16 protein-coding genes are annotated in these 17,372 nt (G+C 69.2%); 15 read left to right on the top strand and 1 reads right to left on the bottom strand.

What is annotated here, in order from left to right:
- The first annotated feature begins 182 nt into the window (after positions 1-182).
- A complete protein-coding gene (locus AC3WQR_RS03015; RefSeq protein WP_062482185.1) occupies positions 183-1,166 on the top strand; it encodes an AraC family transcriptional regulator in 984 nt (327 codons plus the stop codon).
- A 162-nt stretch (positions 1,167-1,328) separates the two neighbouring features.
- Positions 1,329-2,558: a class I SAM-dependent methyltransferase gene (locus AC3WQR_RS03010; RefSeq protein ID WP_492741117.1), complete on the top strand. Its 1,230-nt coding sequence runs from the start codon at positions 1,329-1,331 to the stop codon at positions 2,556-2,558.
- 21 nt (positions 2,559-2,579) lie between these two features.
- On the opposite strand, the gene AC3WQR_RS03005 is transcribed toward AC3WQR_RS03010, so the two are convergent.
- A complete protein-coding gene (locus AC3WQR_RS03005) occupies positions 2,580-2,786 on the bottom strand; it encodes a dodecin (protein ID WP_492741116.1) in 207 nt (68 codons plus the stop codon).
- A 176-nt stretch (positions 2,787-2,962) separates the two neighbouring features.
- Here AC3WQR_RS03005 and AC3WQR_RS03000 point away from each other — a divergent pair, with 176 nt between their 5' ends.
- From AC3WQR_RS03000 to AC3WQR_RS02940, 13 genes are all read left to right on the top strand, one after another.
- On the top strand, positions 2,963-3,163 hold the full coding sequence (locus AC3WQR_RS03000; RefSeq protein WP_062482175.1) for a hypothetical protein: 201 nt from the start codon (positions 2,963-2,965) through the stop codon (positions 3,161-3,163).
- Positions 3,164-3,278: 115 nt separating this feature from the next.
- Positions 3,279-4,286 carry an LLM class flavin-dependent oxidoreductase gene (locus AC3WQR_RS02995; RefSeq protein WP_492741115.1) on the top strand — a complete coding sequence of 336 codons (1,008 nt, stop codon included), beginning with the start codon at positions 3,279-3,281 and terminating at the stop codon, positions 4,284-4,286.
- Positions 4,287-4,326: 40 nt separating this feature from the next.
- Positions 4,327-5,667 (top strand): LLM class flavin-dependent oxidoreductase, encoded by a 1,341-nt coding sequence (locus AC3WQR_RS02990; protein ID WP_492741114.1) that lies wholly within the window; start codon positions 4,327-4,329, stop codon positions 5,665-5,667.
- Positions 5,667-6,887: a M20 aminoacylase family protein gene (locus AC3WQR_RS02985; protein ID WP_492741113.1), complete on the top strand. Its 1,221-nt coding sequence runs from the start codon at positions 5,667-5,669 to the stop codon at positions 6,885-6,887. Before AC3WQR_RS02990 ends, AC3WQR_RS02985 begins: the two co-directional genes overlap by 1 nt.
- On the top strand, positions 6,884-7,420 hold the full coding sequence (locus AC3WQR_RS02980) for a GNAT family N-acetyltransferase (RefSeq protein WP_307583621.1): 537 nt from the start codon (positions 6,884-6,886) through the stop codon (positions 7,418-7,420). Before AC3WQR_RS02985 ends, AC3WQR_RS02980 begins: the two co-directional genes overlap by 4 nt.
- On the top strand, positions 7,417-9,243 hold the full coding sequence (locus AC3WQR_RS02975) for an amino acid ABC transporter permease/ATP-binding protein (protein ID WP_492741112.1): 1,827 nt from the start codon (positions 7,417-7,419) through the stop codon (positions 9,241-9,243). Before AC3WQR_RS02980 ends, AC3WQR_RS02975 begins: the two co-directional genes overlap by 4 nt.
- Before the next feature lie 41 nt (positions 9,244-9,284).
- The gene (locus AC3WQR_RS02970) at positions 9,285-10,208 is read left to right on the top strand and encodes an ABC transporter substrate-binding protein (RefSeq protein ID WP_159271873.1); all 924 of its coding nucleotides are present in this window, start codon (positions 9,285-9,287) and stop codon (positions 10,206-10,208) included.
- Positions 10,209-10,220: 12 nt separating this feature from the next.
- Positions 10,221-11,147: an ABC transporter substrate-binding protein gene (locus AC3WQR_RS02965; RefSeq protein ID WP_492741111.1), complete on the top strand. Its 927-nt coding sequence runs from the start codon at positions 10,221-10,223 to the stop codon at positions 11,145-11,147.
- Positions 11,148-11,166: 19 nt separating this feature from the next.
- Positions 11,167-12,210 (top strand): LLM class flavin-dependent oxidoreductase, encoded by a 1,044-nt coding sequence (locus AC3WQR_RS02960; protein WP_492741110.1) that lies wholly within the window; start codon positions 11,167-11,169, stop codon positions 12,208-12,210.
- 119 nt (positions 12,211-12,329) lie between these two features.
- Positions 12,330-13,280: a sulfurtransferase gene (locus tag AC3WQR_RS02955; protein WP_492741109.1), complete on the top strand. Its 951-nt coding sequence runs from the start codon at positions 12,330-12,332 to the stop codon at positions 13,278-13,280.
- 127 nt (positions 13,281-13,407) lie between these two features.
- Positions 13,408-14,619, top strand: coding sequence for a YeeE/YedE family protein (locus AC3WQR_RS02950; RefSeq protein ID WP_492741108.1), 1,212 nt, complete (start codon positions 13,408-13,410; stop codon positions 14,617-14,619).
- A gap of 165 nt (positions 14,620-14,784) precedes the next feature.
- Positions 14,785-16,374 (top strand): ABC transporter substrate-binding protein, encoded by a 1,590-nt coding sequence (locus tag AC3WQR_RS02945; RefSeq protein WP_492741107.1) that lies wholly within the window; start codon positions 14,785-14,787, stop codon positions 16,372-16,374.
- A gap of 21 nt (positions 16,375-16,395) precedes the next feature.
- Positions 16,396-17,361 (top strand): ABC transporter permease, encoded by a 966-nt coding sequence (locus AC3WQR_RS02940; protein WP_070060589.1) that lies wholly within the window; start codon positions 16,396-16,398, stop codon positions 17,359-17,361.
- The last annotated feature ends 11 nt before the right edge of the window (positions 17,362-17,372 follow it).

Genomic DNA, 17,372 nt, shown 5'->3' with positions numbered 1-17,372 from the left:
GTTGCGAAAAAGTATCCCGCCGGCGCGCCCCGGCGGGCGAGCGCGTTTCTGCAAAGTCTTTGCCTATTTCTCCAGACCTCGTGCGGGGGCGGTGCAGAGAGGAGGATGCGACGCTAAGCTGCGGGCAGCCCAATCCTCCATGGCCGCCACCGCGGCCGCTCCCCTTTGTCAGAGGCCTACCCATGTCTGATGAAACCCCCGACACCGCCACCGTCCTCGCCATGCCGATGCCGCTGGAACCCGAACTCGATGCCGCCCGCGAAGAACTGGTGCAGCTCATCCGCCACATCACACGCGGGCAGGACGGCACGGTCGAATGCGCCGTGCCCGGCCTGCAGGTGCACTGCATCAGCAAGCCCGACGGCCCCAAGCACGGCTTCGCGACGCCGGCGCTGGGCCTCATCGCGCAGGGCTCCAAACGGATCATCGTGGGCGACGACATCTACGTGTACGACCCCATGAACTACCTCGTCACCTCGGTCGACCTGCCGGTGTGCGGCCAGGTGTGCGTGACCAGCGAGAACGAGCCCTACCTGGGCGTGCGGCTGGAGCTGGCGCTCGACGAGATCGGCGACCTCATCGGCGACGAGAAGCTGCCGGCCAAGGCCAACGCGCCGGCCTCGCGCGGCATGTACGTCAACCGCATCGCCATGCCGGTGCTGGAGCCCGTGCTGCGCCTGCTGCGGCTGCTCGACACGCCTGAAGACATTCCGATCATGGCGCCGCTCATCAAGCGCGAGATCATGTACCGCCTGCTGGTGAACGGCGAGGGCGCGCGGCTGCGCCAGATCGCGCTGCACGACAGCCACACGCAGCGCATCGCGAAAGCCATCAGCGCGCTGCGCACCAACTACGCGCAGTCGCTGCGCGTGGAAGACATGGCGCGCGCGGTGCACATGAGCGTGTCGTCGTTCCACCACCACTTCAAGGCCGTGACCGCGATGAGCCCGCTGCAGTACCAGAAGCAGCTGCGCCTGCAGGAGGCGCGCCGCCAGATGCTGATCGCCGGCACCGACGTGGCCAGCGCCGCACACAACGTGGGCTACGAAAGCCCCTCGCAGTTCGCGCGCGAGTACGGCCGCATGTTCGGCGCGCCGCCGCTGCGCGACAAGCGCCGCTGGCTCGGCGAGGCCGGCAACGACGCGACCTCGATGGAAGCCGCGTAGGCCGCCCAGGGCCCCGCGCGAGGGGTCTTTCAACATAGCACCTGCCGCGATTTCTTGCGTCGTCGTGGAAATGCAGGTTTCGCCAAATCTCGCTATCGTTTTGTTCGCTGCAGCACCCGTCCGCCCGTGGAGGCGGGACTACTCAACAACTCGGAGAGATGCATGCTTTGGGAAAAGAAGCTGGCGCAGTGGAGCGCCGCGGTCCGCGCACGGGCCAACCTGCCCGCGCGGCTCACCTTGTGGGACGGTCAGTCCTACGACTTCGGTGACTTCAGCGGGCCGGCGGTCACGCTGCATGTGAAATCGCCCGCGGCGCTGTCGCTGATGCTGCAGCCCACGCTCGACAACCTGGGCGAGGCCTACGTCAAGAGCAAGATCGACATCGAAGGCAAGCTCAGCGACGTGATCGACATCGCCTACGGCCTGGCGAAGACCTCGCTCGACAAGCCCGGCGGCGCGCTGCAAAGCATGGCCCGCTACTTTGCGCACACCAAGTCGTCGGACAAGAAATCGATCGAGTACCACTACGACGTGTCCAACGCGTTCTACCAACTCTGGCTCGACGCGAACATGGTCTATTCGTGCGCCTACTTCGAGAACGGCGACGAAGACCTGGCCACCGCGCAGCTGAAGAAAATAGACCACATCCTCACGAAGATCGAACTCAAGCCAGGACAAACGCTGCTCGACATCGGCTGCGGCTGGGGCGCGCTGGTGATCCGCGCAGCGCAGAAGTTCGGTGCGCGCTGCGTGGGCGTCACGCTGTCGCAGAACCAGTTCGACCTGGCGACCGAACGCGTGAAGGCTGCGGGCCTGCAAGACCGCATCGAGATCCGGCTGCAGGACTACCGCGACGTGACCGGCCAGTTCGACCGCATCACCAGCGTCGGCATGTTCGAGCACGTGGGCCGCAAGAACCTGCCCGAGTACTTCAAGCGCGTGCAGCAGCTGCTGGCCGACGACGGCATCGTCATGAACCACGGCATCACCTCGTCCGACCCCGAGGGCGGCGGCGTGTCGTACGGCGGCGGCGACTTCATCGACCGCTACGTGTTCCCCAACGGCGAGCTGCCGCACATCAGCCTGGCGCTGCAGGCCATGCAACAGGGCGGGCTCGAAGCCTTCGACGTGGAGAACCTGCGCCGCCACTACGCGCAGACGCTGCGCCACTGGAGCGACGCCTACGAGGCCCATGCCGACGAGGCGCGCGCGCTGGTCGACGAAGAGAAGTTCCGCATCTGGCGCATCTACCTTGCAGGCTGCGCCTATGCCTTCGAGAACGACGACGTGGCGATCTACCAGATCGTGGGGCACAAGGCGGGCAGGGCGGCAAGCACGCTGCCGTGGTCGCGCCGCTATATCTACGACGGCACCTCGGCGCTGCGCGCCTGACCCGTCAAGGCCGCGTTGCGGCTACTCGAGCGTGAAGCCGATCTTCACCGTCACCTGCCAGTGCGCGACCTTGCCGTCGACCACATGGCCGCGCGTCTCGGTGACGGTGAACCACTGGATGTTGCGCACCGTCTCGTGCGCCTTCGTGATGGCGGTCTGCACCGCGTCCTCGATGCTGGTCTTGGACGAGCCCGTCAGCTCGAGCGACTTGTAGACATGGTTCGACATGGCGGCTGCTCCTTGGGTGGTTGCGTGCCCATCGTAGCCAGCGCAGGGGGCGCGAGGCAACACCTTTGGGCGCGTGGATGCGATGCAAACCGCATCAGGACATTCGCAATCCGTCGTTGGCAACCGCGGACGCGCTTCGCAGAATCGGCGGCATCGAACCAGGGAAACCGCCCGCCATGCCACTGCACACCGTCGCCTCTTCGTCCCCGGCCGCACAGGCCCGCCACGTCCTTGCGCTGACCGCCATTGCCTGGTGCATCGCGCCGGCGTCGCCGCATGAAGTGGCACGCCGTGCGCCGCATGGCCATGTGCCGCTGCGCGTGCGCAGGCGGCTGCACGCCACGGCCGTGGCGGCGCTCCTGCCCTATGCATGGTGAGCCGCGCGACCCCGCAGATTCCAGATATCGATAGAGAAATTCAGCGCAAACGGCCCGTGCGATGGCTCGCAGAATTTGAAGCACACCCGCTTCCACTGCGCCATCGCCGAACACCGTGTCCTACTCGCTCTCCCTGCTCGACAAGAGCCTGATCCCCGAAGGTGCCGACGCCGCGCAAGCGTTCCAGCACACCATCGCGCTGGCCCGGCGCGCCGAACGGCTGGGCTACCGCCGCTACTGGCTGGCCGAGCACCACGGCAACCGCACCTACGCCGGTTCGGCACCCGAGGTGCTGGCCTCGCACCTGCTCGCGAAGACCTCGCGCATCCGCATCGGCACCGGCGGCGTGATGCTGCAGCACTACAGCCCCTTCAAGGTCGCGGAGACCTTCAAGGTGCTGGCCTCGCTGGCGCCGGGCCGTGTCGACCTGGGCATCGGCAAGGCGCCGGGCGGCCTGCCGCTGACCAGCAAGGCGCTGCAATCGCTGCACGACCCGGCGAAGGCGAAGGCCCTCGATTTCGAAGCGCGCCTGCGCGAGCTTGATGCCTTCCTGCACGACGGCGTGCCCGCCGACCATGCGCTGGCCGGTGCCGTGGCCACGCCGTTCCCGCCGGTGGCGCCGCAGCGCGTGCTGCTCGGCGGCAGCCCCGAGAGCGCACTGCTCGCGGCGCGGCTGGGCTGGCAGTTCGTCTACGCGGGCCACTTCAACGGCGACCCCGTGAACATCGAGCAATCGATCGACGCCTACCGCGGCGCGACCGGCCGCGCGCCGCTGCTCGCGCTGTTCGCCTTCGCCGCCGAAACGCACGACGAGGCCGCCGAGCGCGTGGGCGCGTTGCGCAGCTTCCGCGTGACCTTGCCCACGGGCCAGAGCGTGAACCTGCCCAGCCTCGAGGCCGCTGCCGAGTTCGCACGGCAGGCCGGCGCCAGCGACTACCGCACCGAGGAGCGGCGTCCGCATGTCATCGCCGGCACTGGCGAGGAGGTGCGCGATGCGCTCGAGGCCCTCAGCGCGCGCCACGGCATCGAGGAGTTCGTGATCGACATCCCGGTGGCGGACTTCGCCGCGCGCGCCACGGCGGTCGAACTGCTGGCGCAGGCCCGCGAACCCGCGCTGGCCTGAGCTCCTTCTTCCTTCCTTTCCCACCACAAGAACGATCGTCATGAGCAACATCCAGTTCGGCGTCATGCTGCAAGGGGCCGGCAGTCACATGAATGCGTGGAAGCACCCGGGCGGCCCGGCCGATGCCAGCGTCAACCTCGACTTCTTCATCCGCAGCGCGCAGAAGGCCGAGGCCGCGGGCATCGCCTTCGCCTTCGTGGCCGACGGGCTCTACATCAACGAGAAGTCGATCCCGCACTTCCTCAACCGCTTCGAGCCGATCTCGATCCTCTCAGCGCTGGCCGCCGTCACCACGAAGATCGGCTTGGCGGGCACCATCTCCAGCTCGTACAGCGACCCGTTCACGGTGGCGCGGCAGTTCGCCTCGCTCGATCTCATCAGCGGCGGGCGCGCAGGCTGGAACGTGGTGACCACGCCGCTCGAAGGCAGCGCCAAGAACTACAGCCGCGCCCACCCCGAGCACGCGCTGCGCTACGAGATCGCCGACGAGTACCTGGCCGTGACGCAGGGCCTGTGGGACAGCTGGGACGACGACGCCTTCGTGCGCGACCGCGAGAGCGGCCGCTTCTTCGACCGCGACAAGCTGCACACGCTGGACCACAAGGGCCGCTTCTTCCAGGTGGCGGGGCCGCTGAACATCCAGCGTTCGCCGCAGGGCCAGCCGGTGATCTTCCAGGCCGGCTCGTCGGATGCGGGCATCGGCCTCGCAGGCAAGTACGCCGACGCGGTGTTCACCCATTCGCCCTCGCTCGAAGACACGCGCGCCTTCCTCAAGCAGGTCAAGGCCAGCGCCGTGGCGCAGGGGCGGCAGGCCGGCGACGTGAAGATCTTCCCGGGCATCGGCCCCGTGGTCGCCGCCACCGAGGCGGAGGCCGAGGCCAAGTACCTCGCCATCCGCGCACTGCTGACGGTCGAGGAGGCGCTGGCCTACCTGGGCCGCTTCTTCGACCACCACGACTTCAGCCAGTACCCGCTGGACGCGCCGTTCCCCGAGCTGGGCGAGATCGGCCGCAACAGCTTCCGCTCGACCACCGACCGCATCAAGGCGAATGCCAAGGCCAAGGGCCAGACGCTGCGCGAGGTGGCACTCGAAGTCGCCACGCCGCGCACGCAGTTCGTGGGCACGGGCGAGCGCATCGCCGACGAGATCATCCGCTGGGTGGACGAGGGCGCGGCCGACGGCTTCATCCTCGGTTTCCCGGTGTTGGGGCAGGGCCTCGATGACTTCATCGAGTTCGTGATTCCCGCGCTGGAGGCACGCGGCCGCTACCAGCGCACGCTGCCCGGCCGGACCCTGCGCGACCACCTGGGCCTGCCGCGCAAGGCGAGCCGCCATGCCGCGCCGCAGGGCGGCGCCACTGCCGAGCGCAAGGCCGCCTGATGGGCGCCGCGCTGCCACGACCGGCCCTGAAGGACATCCACCGCGTCGAATCCACCATTGCCGGCTACGGCGACGAATTCATTGCGCTGCGGCGCGACATTCACCGCCACCCCGAGCTGTCGTTCAAGGAGCACCGCACCTCGGCCCTCGTGGCCGAGCGGCTCGCGGCCTGGGGCTACGAGGTCACGACCGGCCTGGCCGGCACCGGCGTGGTGGGCACGCTGCGGCGCGGACCGGGGCGCAGCCTCGGCATCCGCGCCGACATGGACGCGCTGCCGATCCACGAAGCCACGGGCCTGCCGTATGCGAGCGAGAACGCGGGCGTGATGCATGCCTGCGGCCACGACGGCCACACGGCGATCCTGCTCGCGGCGGCGCGCTTCCTGGCCGAGGCGGGCAGCTTTCGCGGCACGCTGCACCTGATCTTCCAGCCCGCCGAAGAACTCGGCGCGGGCGCCAAGAAGATGATCGACGAAGGCCTGTTCACGCGCTTCCCGTGCGACGCCGTCTTCGGCCTGCACAACTGGCCCGGCGTGGGGGCAGGGCACGTGGGCTGCGTCACCGGCCCCGCGATGGCGGCCATCGACCAGGCGCACATCACGGTGCGTGGCAAAGGCGGCCACGGCGCGCAGCCGCACGAGACGGTCGACCCCGTGGTCGCGAGCGCGCACCTGATCGCGGCGCTGCAGACCGTGGTGTCGCGCAATGTCGATCCGCTGGACATGGGCGTGATCACGGTCGGCTCCATCCACGGCGGCGAGGCCTCCAACGTGATCCCGAACACGGTCGAGCTCAAGCTCACGGCACGCTCGTTCAAGCCCGAGGTGCGCGCGCTGCTGGCGCAGCGCATTCCCGTCTTGGCACGGGCGCAGGCCGAGAGCTTCGGCGCGCAGGCCGAGGTCGACTACCGGCCGGGCTTTCCGCCGGTGGTCAACCACGCCGAAGAAACCGCCTTCGCGCGCGCGGTGGCGCTGGACACCTTCGGCGCGCAGCGCGTCGATCCGGCCTTCCGCCCGCGCACCGCCAGCGAAGACTTCGCCTACATGTTGCAGGCGCGCCCCGGCAGCTACGTGTTCTTCGGCAACGGCGAAAGCGCCTCGCTGCACAGCCCGCGCTACGACTTCAACGACGCGATCCTCGCGCCCGCGGCCGTGTACTGGGCCCGGCTGGCCGAGCGCTTTCTTTCCGCCGACGGCGACACCCAGGAAACCACCCCATGAGCGAACAGTTTCTCTACACCACGCCGCTGGACCCCTTGGCCCGGCCGTTGATCGAAGGGCTCACCTTCGAGTACGACAGCCGCTACGGCGACGTGCTGCGCGAGCCCGGCGCGCCGCGCGAGATCGACCGCTACGCGCCCGAGGTGTTCGCGCCGCCGCACGGCAACTTCGTGCTGCTGCTGCGCGACGGCGTGGCGATCGGCGGCGGGGCCTTCATGCGCCACGACGAGCGCACCGCCGAGCTCAAGCGCGTGTGGACGCACGGCGCGCTGCGCCGCCAGGGCCTGGCCAGCCGCGTGCTGGCCGAGCTGGAGGCGCAGGTGCTGCGCCAGGGCTACGAGCGCATCTACCTCACGACCGGCTTTCGCCAGCCCGAGGCCGTGGGCCTGTACCGCAGCCATGGCTACACGGCGCTGTTCACGGACGACGCCGACCCCGAGACGCCGCGCAAGCTGCCGTTCGAGAAGCACCTGGCGCAGTGGGCCGCGCAAGGCCGCGCCGGTGCGGCGCTGAGCGGGGCGGTGTCGCGATGAACACGACCACCGTGCTCGACGCCGGTCCGGAGCCTCGTACCCCCACGGCACCCGCACGACCAATCGGCCGCAGCGATGCGGCACCGCCCGCCAAGGGCGACTACTCGCACTTTCGCATCGTCCCCGCGACCTACCCGGCGCGCACCGTCGGCACCGTCTTCGCGGTGGCGGTGATCGGCCTCGTGCTGCATTCGGTGCTCACCAACCCGCGCTGGGGCTGGTCGGTGTTCGCGCAGTGGTTCTTCTCGGAGCCGGTGCTGGCTGGGCTGGGCCGCACGCTGCTGCTCACGGCGCTGGGCGCGGTGCTGGGCTTCTTTTTCGGCACGGGGCTGGCGCTGGCGCGGGTGTCGCGCTCGCCGCTGCTGGCACGGCTGGCCTGGGTGTTCACCTGGCTCTTTCGCTCGGTGCCGGTGATCGTGCTGCTCTTGATCATCAACAACCTGGGTTACCTGTACGAGACCGTGTCGCTGGGCGTGCCGTTCACCGACCTGACATTCTTCTCGTACCCGACCACGCAGCTCATCAGCCCCTTCGTGGCGGCGCTGCTGGGCCTCACGCTGAACCAGGCGGCCTTCGCCTCGGAGATCGTGCGCGGGGGCATCCTGTCGGTGGACCAGGGGCAGCTTGAAGCAGCCGCCGCGCTGGGTCTTTCGCGCCGGCGCCAGGCTTCGCGCATCGTGCTGCCGCAGGCCATGCGCAGCATCCTGCCCACGGCCTTCAACGACATCATCGGTCTGGCCAAGGGCACCTCGAACCTCTACATCCTCGCGCTGCCCGAGCTGTTCTACACGATCCAGATCATCTACCGGCGCAACCTGGAAGTGATTCCGCTGCTCATGGTGGCGACCGTGTGGTACCTCGTGATCCTCACGGTGCTATCGGTGGCGCAGCACTACATCGAGCGGCATTTCTCGCGCGGGGCGCTGCGCCATGCGCCGCGCTCGTGGCTGGGCGGCGTGGTGCACGGGCTGTGGGCGCGGGGCAGGGCGCCGGCCGTGGTGCCCGTGTCGACACCGGCGCCGGCCCCCGCGCAGGTGCCGCGCTGGAGCGGCTCGCGCGCGCCGGGCGGCGAGGTGACGATCCACGGCGTGTCCAAGCGCTTCGGCGCGCTGCAGGTGCTCGACGACGTGACCTTCACCGCGTCGCGCGGCAGCGTCACCGTGATCCTCGGCCCCTCGGGCTCGGGCAAGTCGACGCTGCTGCGCACCATCAACCACCTGGAGCGCGTGGACGACGGCTTCATTGCCATCGACGGCGAACTCATCGGCTACCGGCGCGACGCCGACACGCTGTACGAGCTGCACGAGAAGGACATCCTCACGCGCCGCGTCGACGTGGGCATGGTGTTCCAGAACTTCAACCTGTTCCCGCACCTCACGGTGCTGGAGAACATCGTCGAGGCGCCGCAGTCGGTGCGCGGCCTGCCGCGCGCGGAGGCCGAGGCGCTGGCCACCGACCTGCTGGCCCGCGTCGGCCTGGCCGACCGCAAGGACGCCTACCCGCGCCAGCTCTCGGGCGGCCAGCAGCAGCGCGTGGCGATCGCGCGGGCGCTGGCGCTCAAGCCCAAGGTGCTGCTGTTCGACGAGCCCACCTCGGCGCTCGACCCCGAACTGGTGGGCGAGGTGCTCGCGGTGATCGAGGAGCTCGCGAGCTCCGGCACCACGCTGGTCATCGTGACGCACGAGATCGGCTTTGCCCGCGAGGTGGCCGACACCGTGGTCTTCATGGAGCAGGGCCGCATCCTCGAGACCGGCACGCCCGAGCAGGTGTTCAACGCGCCGAGGCATCCGCGCACGGCCGAGTTCCTGGCCAAGGTGCTCTGAGTTTTCTTTCCCTTTTTCTCTTTCTCCAACCGACCGCTTTCATGACCCATCGACGCCTTCTCCTGTCCGTTCTCCTGGCGGCCTTGCTGCCGATCGCCGCCACGGCCCAGACCGCCCCGGCGCCCGACCTGAGCCCCGAGCAGCCGGGCCGCCCGCGCGCGCAGAAGATCGACGAGGCCGTGCGGCTCGCGAAGGACTTCAAGTTCCTCAAGGAAGGCGTGCTCGTCGTGGGCACCACCACCGGCCGGCTGCCGTTCGCGGCCTACGCCACCGACACGAAGACGCCCGTGGGCAACGCGCCCGACATCGCGCAGCTCGTGGCCGACAGCCTGGGGCGCAAGCTGGAGCTGGTGTCCACCGCCTGGGCCGACTGGCCGCTGGGCCTGCAGTCGGGCAAGTTCGACGTGGTGGTGTCCAACGTGACCGTGACCGAGGAGCGCAAGGAGAAGTTCGACTTCTCGACCTACCGCAACGACCAGCTGGGCATCTACGTGAAGTCGGACAGCAAGCTCGGCGCCATCAAGGAGCCGAAGGACATCGCGGGCCTGAAGCTCATCGTGACGGCCAGCACGAACCAGGAGCAGATCCTGCTGCGCTGGAACAAGCAGAACCTCGCCGCCGGCCTCAAGCCCATCGAGATCCAGTACTACGACGACGATGTGGTGCAGCGCCTGGCCATCCAGTCGGGCCGCGCCGACGCGTACGTGGGCCCCAACGCCATCGCGGCCTACGAGGCGCGCGACGGCAAGACCCGGCTCGCAGGCCTGGTGTCGGGCGGCTGGCCGCTCAATGCCGAGATCGCCGTCACCTCGCGCAAGGGCTCGGGCATTGCCGAGGCCGTGACGCTGGCGCTGAACACGCAGATCAAGAACGGCAACTACGGCAAGGCGCTGTCGCGCTGGAATCTGGCGTCCGAAGCCATCGAGGTGGCGCGCACCAACCCGCCCGGCCTGCCGAAGAACTGAGGGGAGGGGACCATGTCGCTCAAGAAGACACTGGGGGCGCTGGCCGCCCTCGGGCTGATGGCGTTCGCGCCGGCGCACGCCGCCGACACCTTCGACTTCAGCCCCGAGCAGAAGGGCCGCCTGCACACCGGCAAGGACGCCGAGGCCGTCAACGCCATTCCGCCCAGCTTCAAGTTCGTGAAGGAGGGCGTGCTGACCATCGCCATTGCGCCGTTCGCGCCGCCGATCTCCACCTACGCCACCGACGCGAAGACGGTGGTGGGCTTCGACCCCGACTTTGCCCACCTCATCGCCGAGGCGCTGGGCCTGAAGCTGGAGCTGCGGCCCGTCGCCTGGGCCGACTGGCCGTTGGGCCTGAGCTCGGGCAAGTACGACGCCGTGATCTCCAATGTGGGCGTGACCGAGCAGCGCAAGGAGAAGTTCGACTTCTCGACCTACCGGCTCGGCCTGCACGGCTTCTACGTGCGCACCGACAGCGCCATCCAGTCGATCAAGGAGCCGAAGGACGTGGCGGGCCTGAAGCTCACGACCGGTGCGGGCACCAACCAGGAACGCATCCTGCTCGAGTGGGACCGGCAGAACGTGGCCGCGGGCCTGAAGCCGGTGTCGATCCAGTACTACGACGACGATGTGACGCGCTGGCTGGCCGTGACGACCAAGCGCGTCGACGCCAACTTCAACCCCAACGCGCCGCAGGCCTACGAGGCCGCGAAGAACGGGCAGCTGCGACTCGCGGGCACGGTGAACGCGGGCTGGCCGCTGAAGTCGGACGTGGCCGTGGCCACGCGCAAGGGCAGCGGCCTGGCGGTGGCGCTGAGCACCGCGGCCAACAACCTGATCCGCAACGGCACCTACGCCAAGGCACTCGCGCGCTGGCGCCTGGCCGAAGAGGCGCTGCCGAAATCGGAGGTCAACCCGCCGGGGTTGCCGAAGTTCTGACCCTGCGAGCGACACGACCATGACCATCCATCACATCGGTTTCCTCACGCCCGGCAACTACGACGAGGCCGACCCGCATGCGGGCCTCGAGGCTGCGCTGCGGCTCTTTGAATTCGGCGAGCGGCGCGGCTTCGACAGCGCCTGGGTGCGCCAGCGCCACCTGGAGCGTGCCGTGTCGTCGGCGCCGACCTTCCTTGCCGCCGCCACGCAGCGCACGCGCCGCATCGAACTCGGCGCGGCCGTGATCCAGATGGGCTACGAAAACCCGTTCCGGCTCGCCGAAGACCTGGCCACCGTCGACGTGCTCTCGCGCGGCCGCCTGCAGGTGGGCCTGAGCGCGGGCGCGCCGCCGCACGGTGCCTTGTTGGGCGGTCGCTTCCAGGATGCACCGCCGGCCACGGTCGACTTCACGCACAAGCGCGTGGCGCGGCTGCGCGCCAACCTCGAAGACGTGCTGCTGGGCGACGAAGACACGGTGGTCGAATCGGCCGGCGGGCGCGTGCGTCCGCGTGTGCAGCCCTATGCGCCCGGCCTCGTCGGGCGGCTCTGGTACGGCGGCGGGTCGCTGCGCTCGGCCGAATGGGCGGGGCGCAACGGCTTTCACCTGCTGCTGGGCAATGTGCTCACGGGCGAGACCACCGACGACTTCCTCGAGGCGCAGACCGGCCTCGTCGAACGCTACCGCGCCAGCGAAGTGCCGGGCGCGCGGCGCGGGCGGATCGCGCTGGGCCGCGTGATCGTGCCGCTCGACGGCGCCGATGCCGCCACGCGACGCCGCTACCGCGCGTTTGCGGCGGGCCGCGTCGAGCGCACGCTGTCGCCGCAGGGCGAACGCCGCACGCTGTTCGCCGGCGACCTCGTGGGCAGCGTGGACGAGATCCTGGAGCGCCTGCACCGCGACCCGGTGCTGCCGCTGGTGAGCGAGCTGCGCGTGGAGCTGCCCTACAACTTCGACAGCGAGGCCTACGAGCAGATCCTGGACGACCTGGCCGTGCGCATCGCGCCCGAGCTGGGTTGGCGCGTGCGCGCCGAGCTGCCACATCAAGAGGCCGCGCTCGCCTGAGCCTCAGACGCTTTGCGCATGCGCTTATCGCAAACGCTTCGTTGGTGATCGCGTGCTGCCTGCCTAGAGTTCGCTCTGATCTGTTTCAGATGTCTTCCATTCAACACAAGGAGTCCCGCATGTCGATCTTCAGCAGATGGTGGCGCGCCGCGTCCCTCGCCACGCTGACCTTCCTGGCCACCGCACCGTCGGCCTTCGCGCAGGCCTCGGCCGACGGCAGCGGCCCGCTGGTCTCCACCGACTGGCTCGAGAAGAACCTGCGCAACCCGAAGCTGCGCGTGATCGAGGTCAGCGTGAACCCGGGCCTGTACGAGCGCGGCCACATTCCGGGCGCGGTGAATTTCTCGTGGCACAACGACCTCAACGACCGCGTGCGCCGCGACATCGTGAGCCAGGCGGAGTTCGAGAAGCTGCTGTCGGCGGCCGGTGTCGACAAGGACACCACCGTCATCCTCTACGGCGACACCAACAACTGGTTCGCGGCCTGGGGCGCCTGGGTGTTCGACCAGTACGGCGTGCAGAACGTGAAGCTGCTCGACGGTGGCCGCAAGAAGTGGGAGGCCGAGAACCGTGTGCTCGACAACCGCGCGCCCGAGCACGTCGCCACACGCTTCAAGGTGACGCAGCCCAACCCGCAGCTGCGCGCGCGGCTGGCCGACGTGCTGGCCGTGGCCGAGGGCCGCTCCGACGCGAAGCTGGTCGACATCCGCTCGGCCGACGAGTACAGCGGCAAGATCTTCGCGCCGGCCGGCGCCGCCGAACTGGCGGTGCGCGCGGGCCACGTGCCCGGCGCGGCCAACGTGCCCTGGGGCCGTGCGGTGAACGAAGACGGGACCTTCAAGTCGGCCGCCGAGCTGAAGGCGATCTACGCGGCCGTGGGCATCGACGGCAGCAAGCCGGCCATCACCTACTGCCGCATCGGCGAACGCTCGAGCCACACCTGGTTCGCGCTGAACAAGATCCTGGGCTACAAGAACGTGCGCAACTACGACGGCTCGTGGACCGAGTACGGCAACGCCGTCGGCGTGCCGGTCAACAACCCGGCCGGCACGGTGTGGGCGTCCAAATGAATGAGTTGAGGTGAGATGAGTTCGAGGTGAGTCGGCGTTGGAGGGACCTCGCGGCCTCTCTGATGAGCGACATTGGGCGAGCCCTCGGGCTCGCTTTTTTTTGGACCCAAAAAAGAGGGACCGGGGCATGTCCGCTTCGTCAATCCATGCGGCGCCTGTGCCGCTTTCTCGCACGGGCCTGGCTGCCGGCGCCGTCGTGTTGTTGCTGGTCGCCGCCGGCGTGCATCTGCTGGGCGAGCGCAGCGGCGGCCGTGCACTGGCCTTCGCGCTCGGGCTGGGCGCGGTGCTCGGCGTGGTGCTGCAGCGCTCGCGCTTCTGCTTCTACTGCCATGCGCGCGACTACTTCGACGGCGGCGACGCACGCGGCCTGCTGGCCATCGTGGCCGCGCTCGCGGTCGGCACCGTGGGCATGCACGTCGTCATGACCGGCTGGCTGCCCGTGCCGCAGCCGGGGCGATTGCCGCCCGATGCGCACATCGGACCGGTCAGCGGCGCACTGGTGCTCGCGGGGCTGGCCTTCGGCGCGGGCATGGTGGTGTCGGGCTCGTGCATCAGCGCGCACTGGTACCGGCTGGGCGAAGGTTCGCCGACCGCACCCTTTGCACTGCTCGGTGCCGGCGCGGGATTTCTGTTGGGATTCACCAGCTGGAACTGGCTCTACAGCGCCACCATCGCCACCGCGCCTGTGGTGTGGTTGCCGCATCACCTGGGCTATGCGGGCTCGGCCGTGCTGCAGCTGGCGGTGTTCGCGGCGTTGAGCGCCTGGCTCTGGCGAAAGCTGCCGGCGGGCGGCGCGGCATTGCCCGCACCGCGCAGCTTCATCGACGCCGCGCGTCGCCTGCTGCACGGGCGTTGGCCGTATGCGTGGGGCGGCCTCGCGGTCGGCGCCATCGCCGTGATCGTGGTGCTGCGGCTGCGCCCGCTGGGCGTGACGGCTGCGTTGGGCAGCGCCGCGCGTGACTTCGGCAACGCGCACGGCCTGCTGCCGCAGCGGTTGGACGGGCTCGACGGTTTCGGCGGCTGCGTCACGGCGGTCGTCGAAAGCCTCTGGCAGACACCCAATGCACTGCTGGTCGGTGGCCTCGTGGCTGGCGCACTGGCCGCGGCGTTGGCGAGCGGGCAGTTCAAGCCCGCATGGCCCACGGTGGGGCAGGTCGTGCGTGGCCTCGGCGGCGGCGTGCTGCTGGGGTGGGGCGCGATGACCGGGCTGGGCTGCACGGTCGGCAACCTGCTGTCGGGCACGATGGCCGGTGCGCTGTCGGGGTGGGTGTTCGGCGCGAGCGTGCTGCTGGCGGTGTGGGGTGGATTGCGATTGAAGCGGCTGGCGACGAGGGCGTAGCGCTCGGTTCATCGTCACGCGGCAGACACCGCATTTCCATATGCGGAGTCCTTCTTTCGGGACGGCGCGGGGCAGGGCACAGTCCCTCACGCACAGGCACAGGACGACGCCGCCCCGCGCGGTCGTCCGCCTGTCTTCTCTTCCAAAGAACACCCGAGGGATTCCATGCTCCGACCACTCCTGACCGCGGCCCTGCTGGCCGCCGGCCTGCTGCAGGCGCCTGTTGCCGCCGCCGAAACCGTGCGATGGGCGCGCAGCGCCGACCCCGCCACGCTCGACCCGCATGCGGTCAACACCGGCACCAACTTCGGGCTGCTGCACCAGATCTACGAGCCGCTGATCCTGCGCGGCGCCGACAGCAAGCTGCAGCCCGCGCTGGCCACCTCGTGGAAGCTCACGGCCGACCCGACGGTGTGGGAGTTCAAGCTGCGTCCCGGCGTCAAGTTCCATGACGGCGCGCTGCTCACGGCCGACGACGTGGTGTTCTCGCTGCAGCGCGCGCAGGCGCCGAGCTCGGCGCTCAAGTCGCTGCTGTCGTCGGTTGCCGAGGTGAAGAAGGTCGATGCGCTCACGGTGCAGGTCAGGACCAAGGGCCCGAACCTGATCTTCCCGAACAACCTCACGAACCTCTTCATCCTCAACGAAGCCTGGGCGAAGGCGAACAAGGCCGAGCAGTCGCAGGACATGGCCAGCAAGACCGAGAACTTCGCCACCCGCAACGAGAACGGCACCGGCCCCTACGTGCTGGCCTCGCGCGAGGTCGATGCGCGCACGGTGCTCAAGCAGTTTCCGCAGTACTGGGGCCGCGGCCAGTTTCCGCTGGACGTGACCGAGCTGGTCTACGTGCCGATCAAGTCGCCCGCCACGCGCGTGGCCGCGCTGCTGTCGGGCGAGGTCGATTTCGTGCAGGACCTGCCGGCGCAGGACGTGGGCCGCCTCAAGGCCGACAAGCGCCTGCGCGTGACCGAAGGGCCCGAGAACCGCTCGATCTTCCTGGGCCTGAACGTGGGCGCGAAGGAGCTCAAGTACGCCGACGTGAAGGGCAAGAACCCGCTGGCCGACCCGAAGGTGCGCGAGGCCATCGGCCTGGCGATCGACCGCGATGCGATCAAGGCGGCGGTGATGCGCGGGCTGTCGAACCCCTCGGGCATCATCGCGCCGCCGTTCGTGCACGGCTACGAGAAGGGCTTCGCGGCCTACCCGAAGGCCAACGCGGCGCAGGCGAAGAAGCTGCTGGCCGAGGCCGGCTACCCGAACGGCTTTGCGATCACGCTGCACACGCCGAACGACCGCTACGTGAACGACGAGGCCATCAGCACGGCGGTGTCGGGCTTCCTCGGGCGCATCGGCATCAAGACCACGGTGGCGGCGCGCCCGATCGCGCTGCACAGCACCGCCATCAACTCGGCCGACACCGACTTCTACCTGTTCGGCTGGGGCGTGCCGACCTACGACTCGGCCTACATCTTCGATTACCTGGTGCACACGCGCGGCAAGGACGGCCGCGGCCCGACCAACGCCACCGGTTACAGCAACGCCGAGGTCGACGCGCAGATCGCGTCGCTGGCCGCCGAGAGCGACAAGGCGAAACGCGACGCCACCATCAAAAGCATCTGGCAGACCGTGCAGAAGGAGCGTATCTACATCGCGCTGCACGACCAGGTGCTCAACTTCGCCTCGACCCCGAAGCTGGACATTCCCGTGAGCCCCGACGGCAGTGTGTTCTTCAAGAACGTGAAGGTGGCGAAGCCCTAAGCACACACACGCACGCACACCATGTGGGTTCATCTCTTGCGCCGGCTCGGCCAGTCCGTGCTGGTGCTGCTGGCGGTGTCGTTCGTGTCCTTCCTGGTGTTCCGCCACATCGGCGACCCGACCATCAGCCTGCTCGGCGAAGACGCCACGCTGGAAGAACGCGCCGCGCTGACGGCCGAACTGGGCTTCGACCGCCCGGTGCCAGTGCAGTACCTGCGCTACGTGGGCCACGCGCTGCAGGGCGACCTGGGCGTGTCGTACCGGCTCAAGCGGCCGGTGGTCGAACTCATCGCCGAGCGGCTGCCGGCCACGCTGGAGCTGGCGCTGGTGGCGGCCGTGCTGGCGGTGGCGGGCGGCGTGGCGCTGGGCGTGTACACCGCGATCCGGCGCGACAGCGTGGCCAGCCGCGCGGTCATGGCGGTGTCGCTGGTCGGCGTGTCGCTGCCCACCTTCCTGATCGGCATCGGGCTCATCTACCTGTTCGCGGTCGAGCTGCGCTGGCTGCCCTCGTTCGGGCGTGGCGACACGGTGCAGCTGGGCGGCTGGAGCACCGGGCTGCTCACGGCCTCGGGCTGGGCCTCGCTGCTGATGCCCGCGCTGACGCTGGGCCTGTACAAGCTGACGCTGATCATGCGGCTGGTGCGCGCCGAGATGCTGGAGGTGCTGCGCGCCGACTACATCCGCTTCGGCCGCGCACGCGGGCTGCGCGAGCGCGACCTGAACTACGGCCATGCGCTGCGCAACACGCTGATCCCGGTCATCACCATCACCGGGCTGCAGATCGGCTCGCTGGTGGCCTTTGCCATCGTCACCGAGACGGTGTTCCAGTGGCCCGGCGTGGGCCTGCTGTTCATCACGTCGATCCAGGGGGTGGACGTGCCGGTGGTGGCGGCCTACCTGCTGCTGATCGCGCTGCTGTACGTGGCGATCAATTTCATCGTCGACCTGCTGTACGTGCTGGTCGATCCGCGCCTGCGGCGCGCCTGACTCCTTCTTTC

It is taken from the genome of Variovorax sp. FW305-3-2-15-B-LB1, assembly GCF_058787635.1.
Note: the sequence above shows the minus strand (reverse complement) of the source record. Positions and strands in the feature narration are given on the sequence as shown.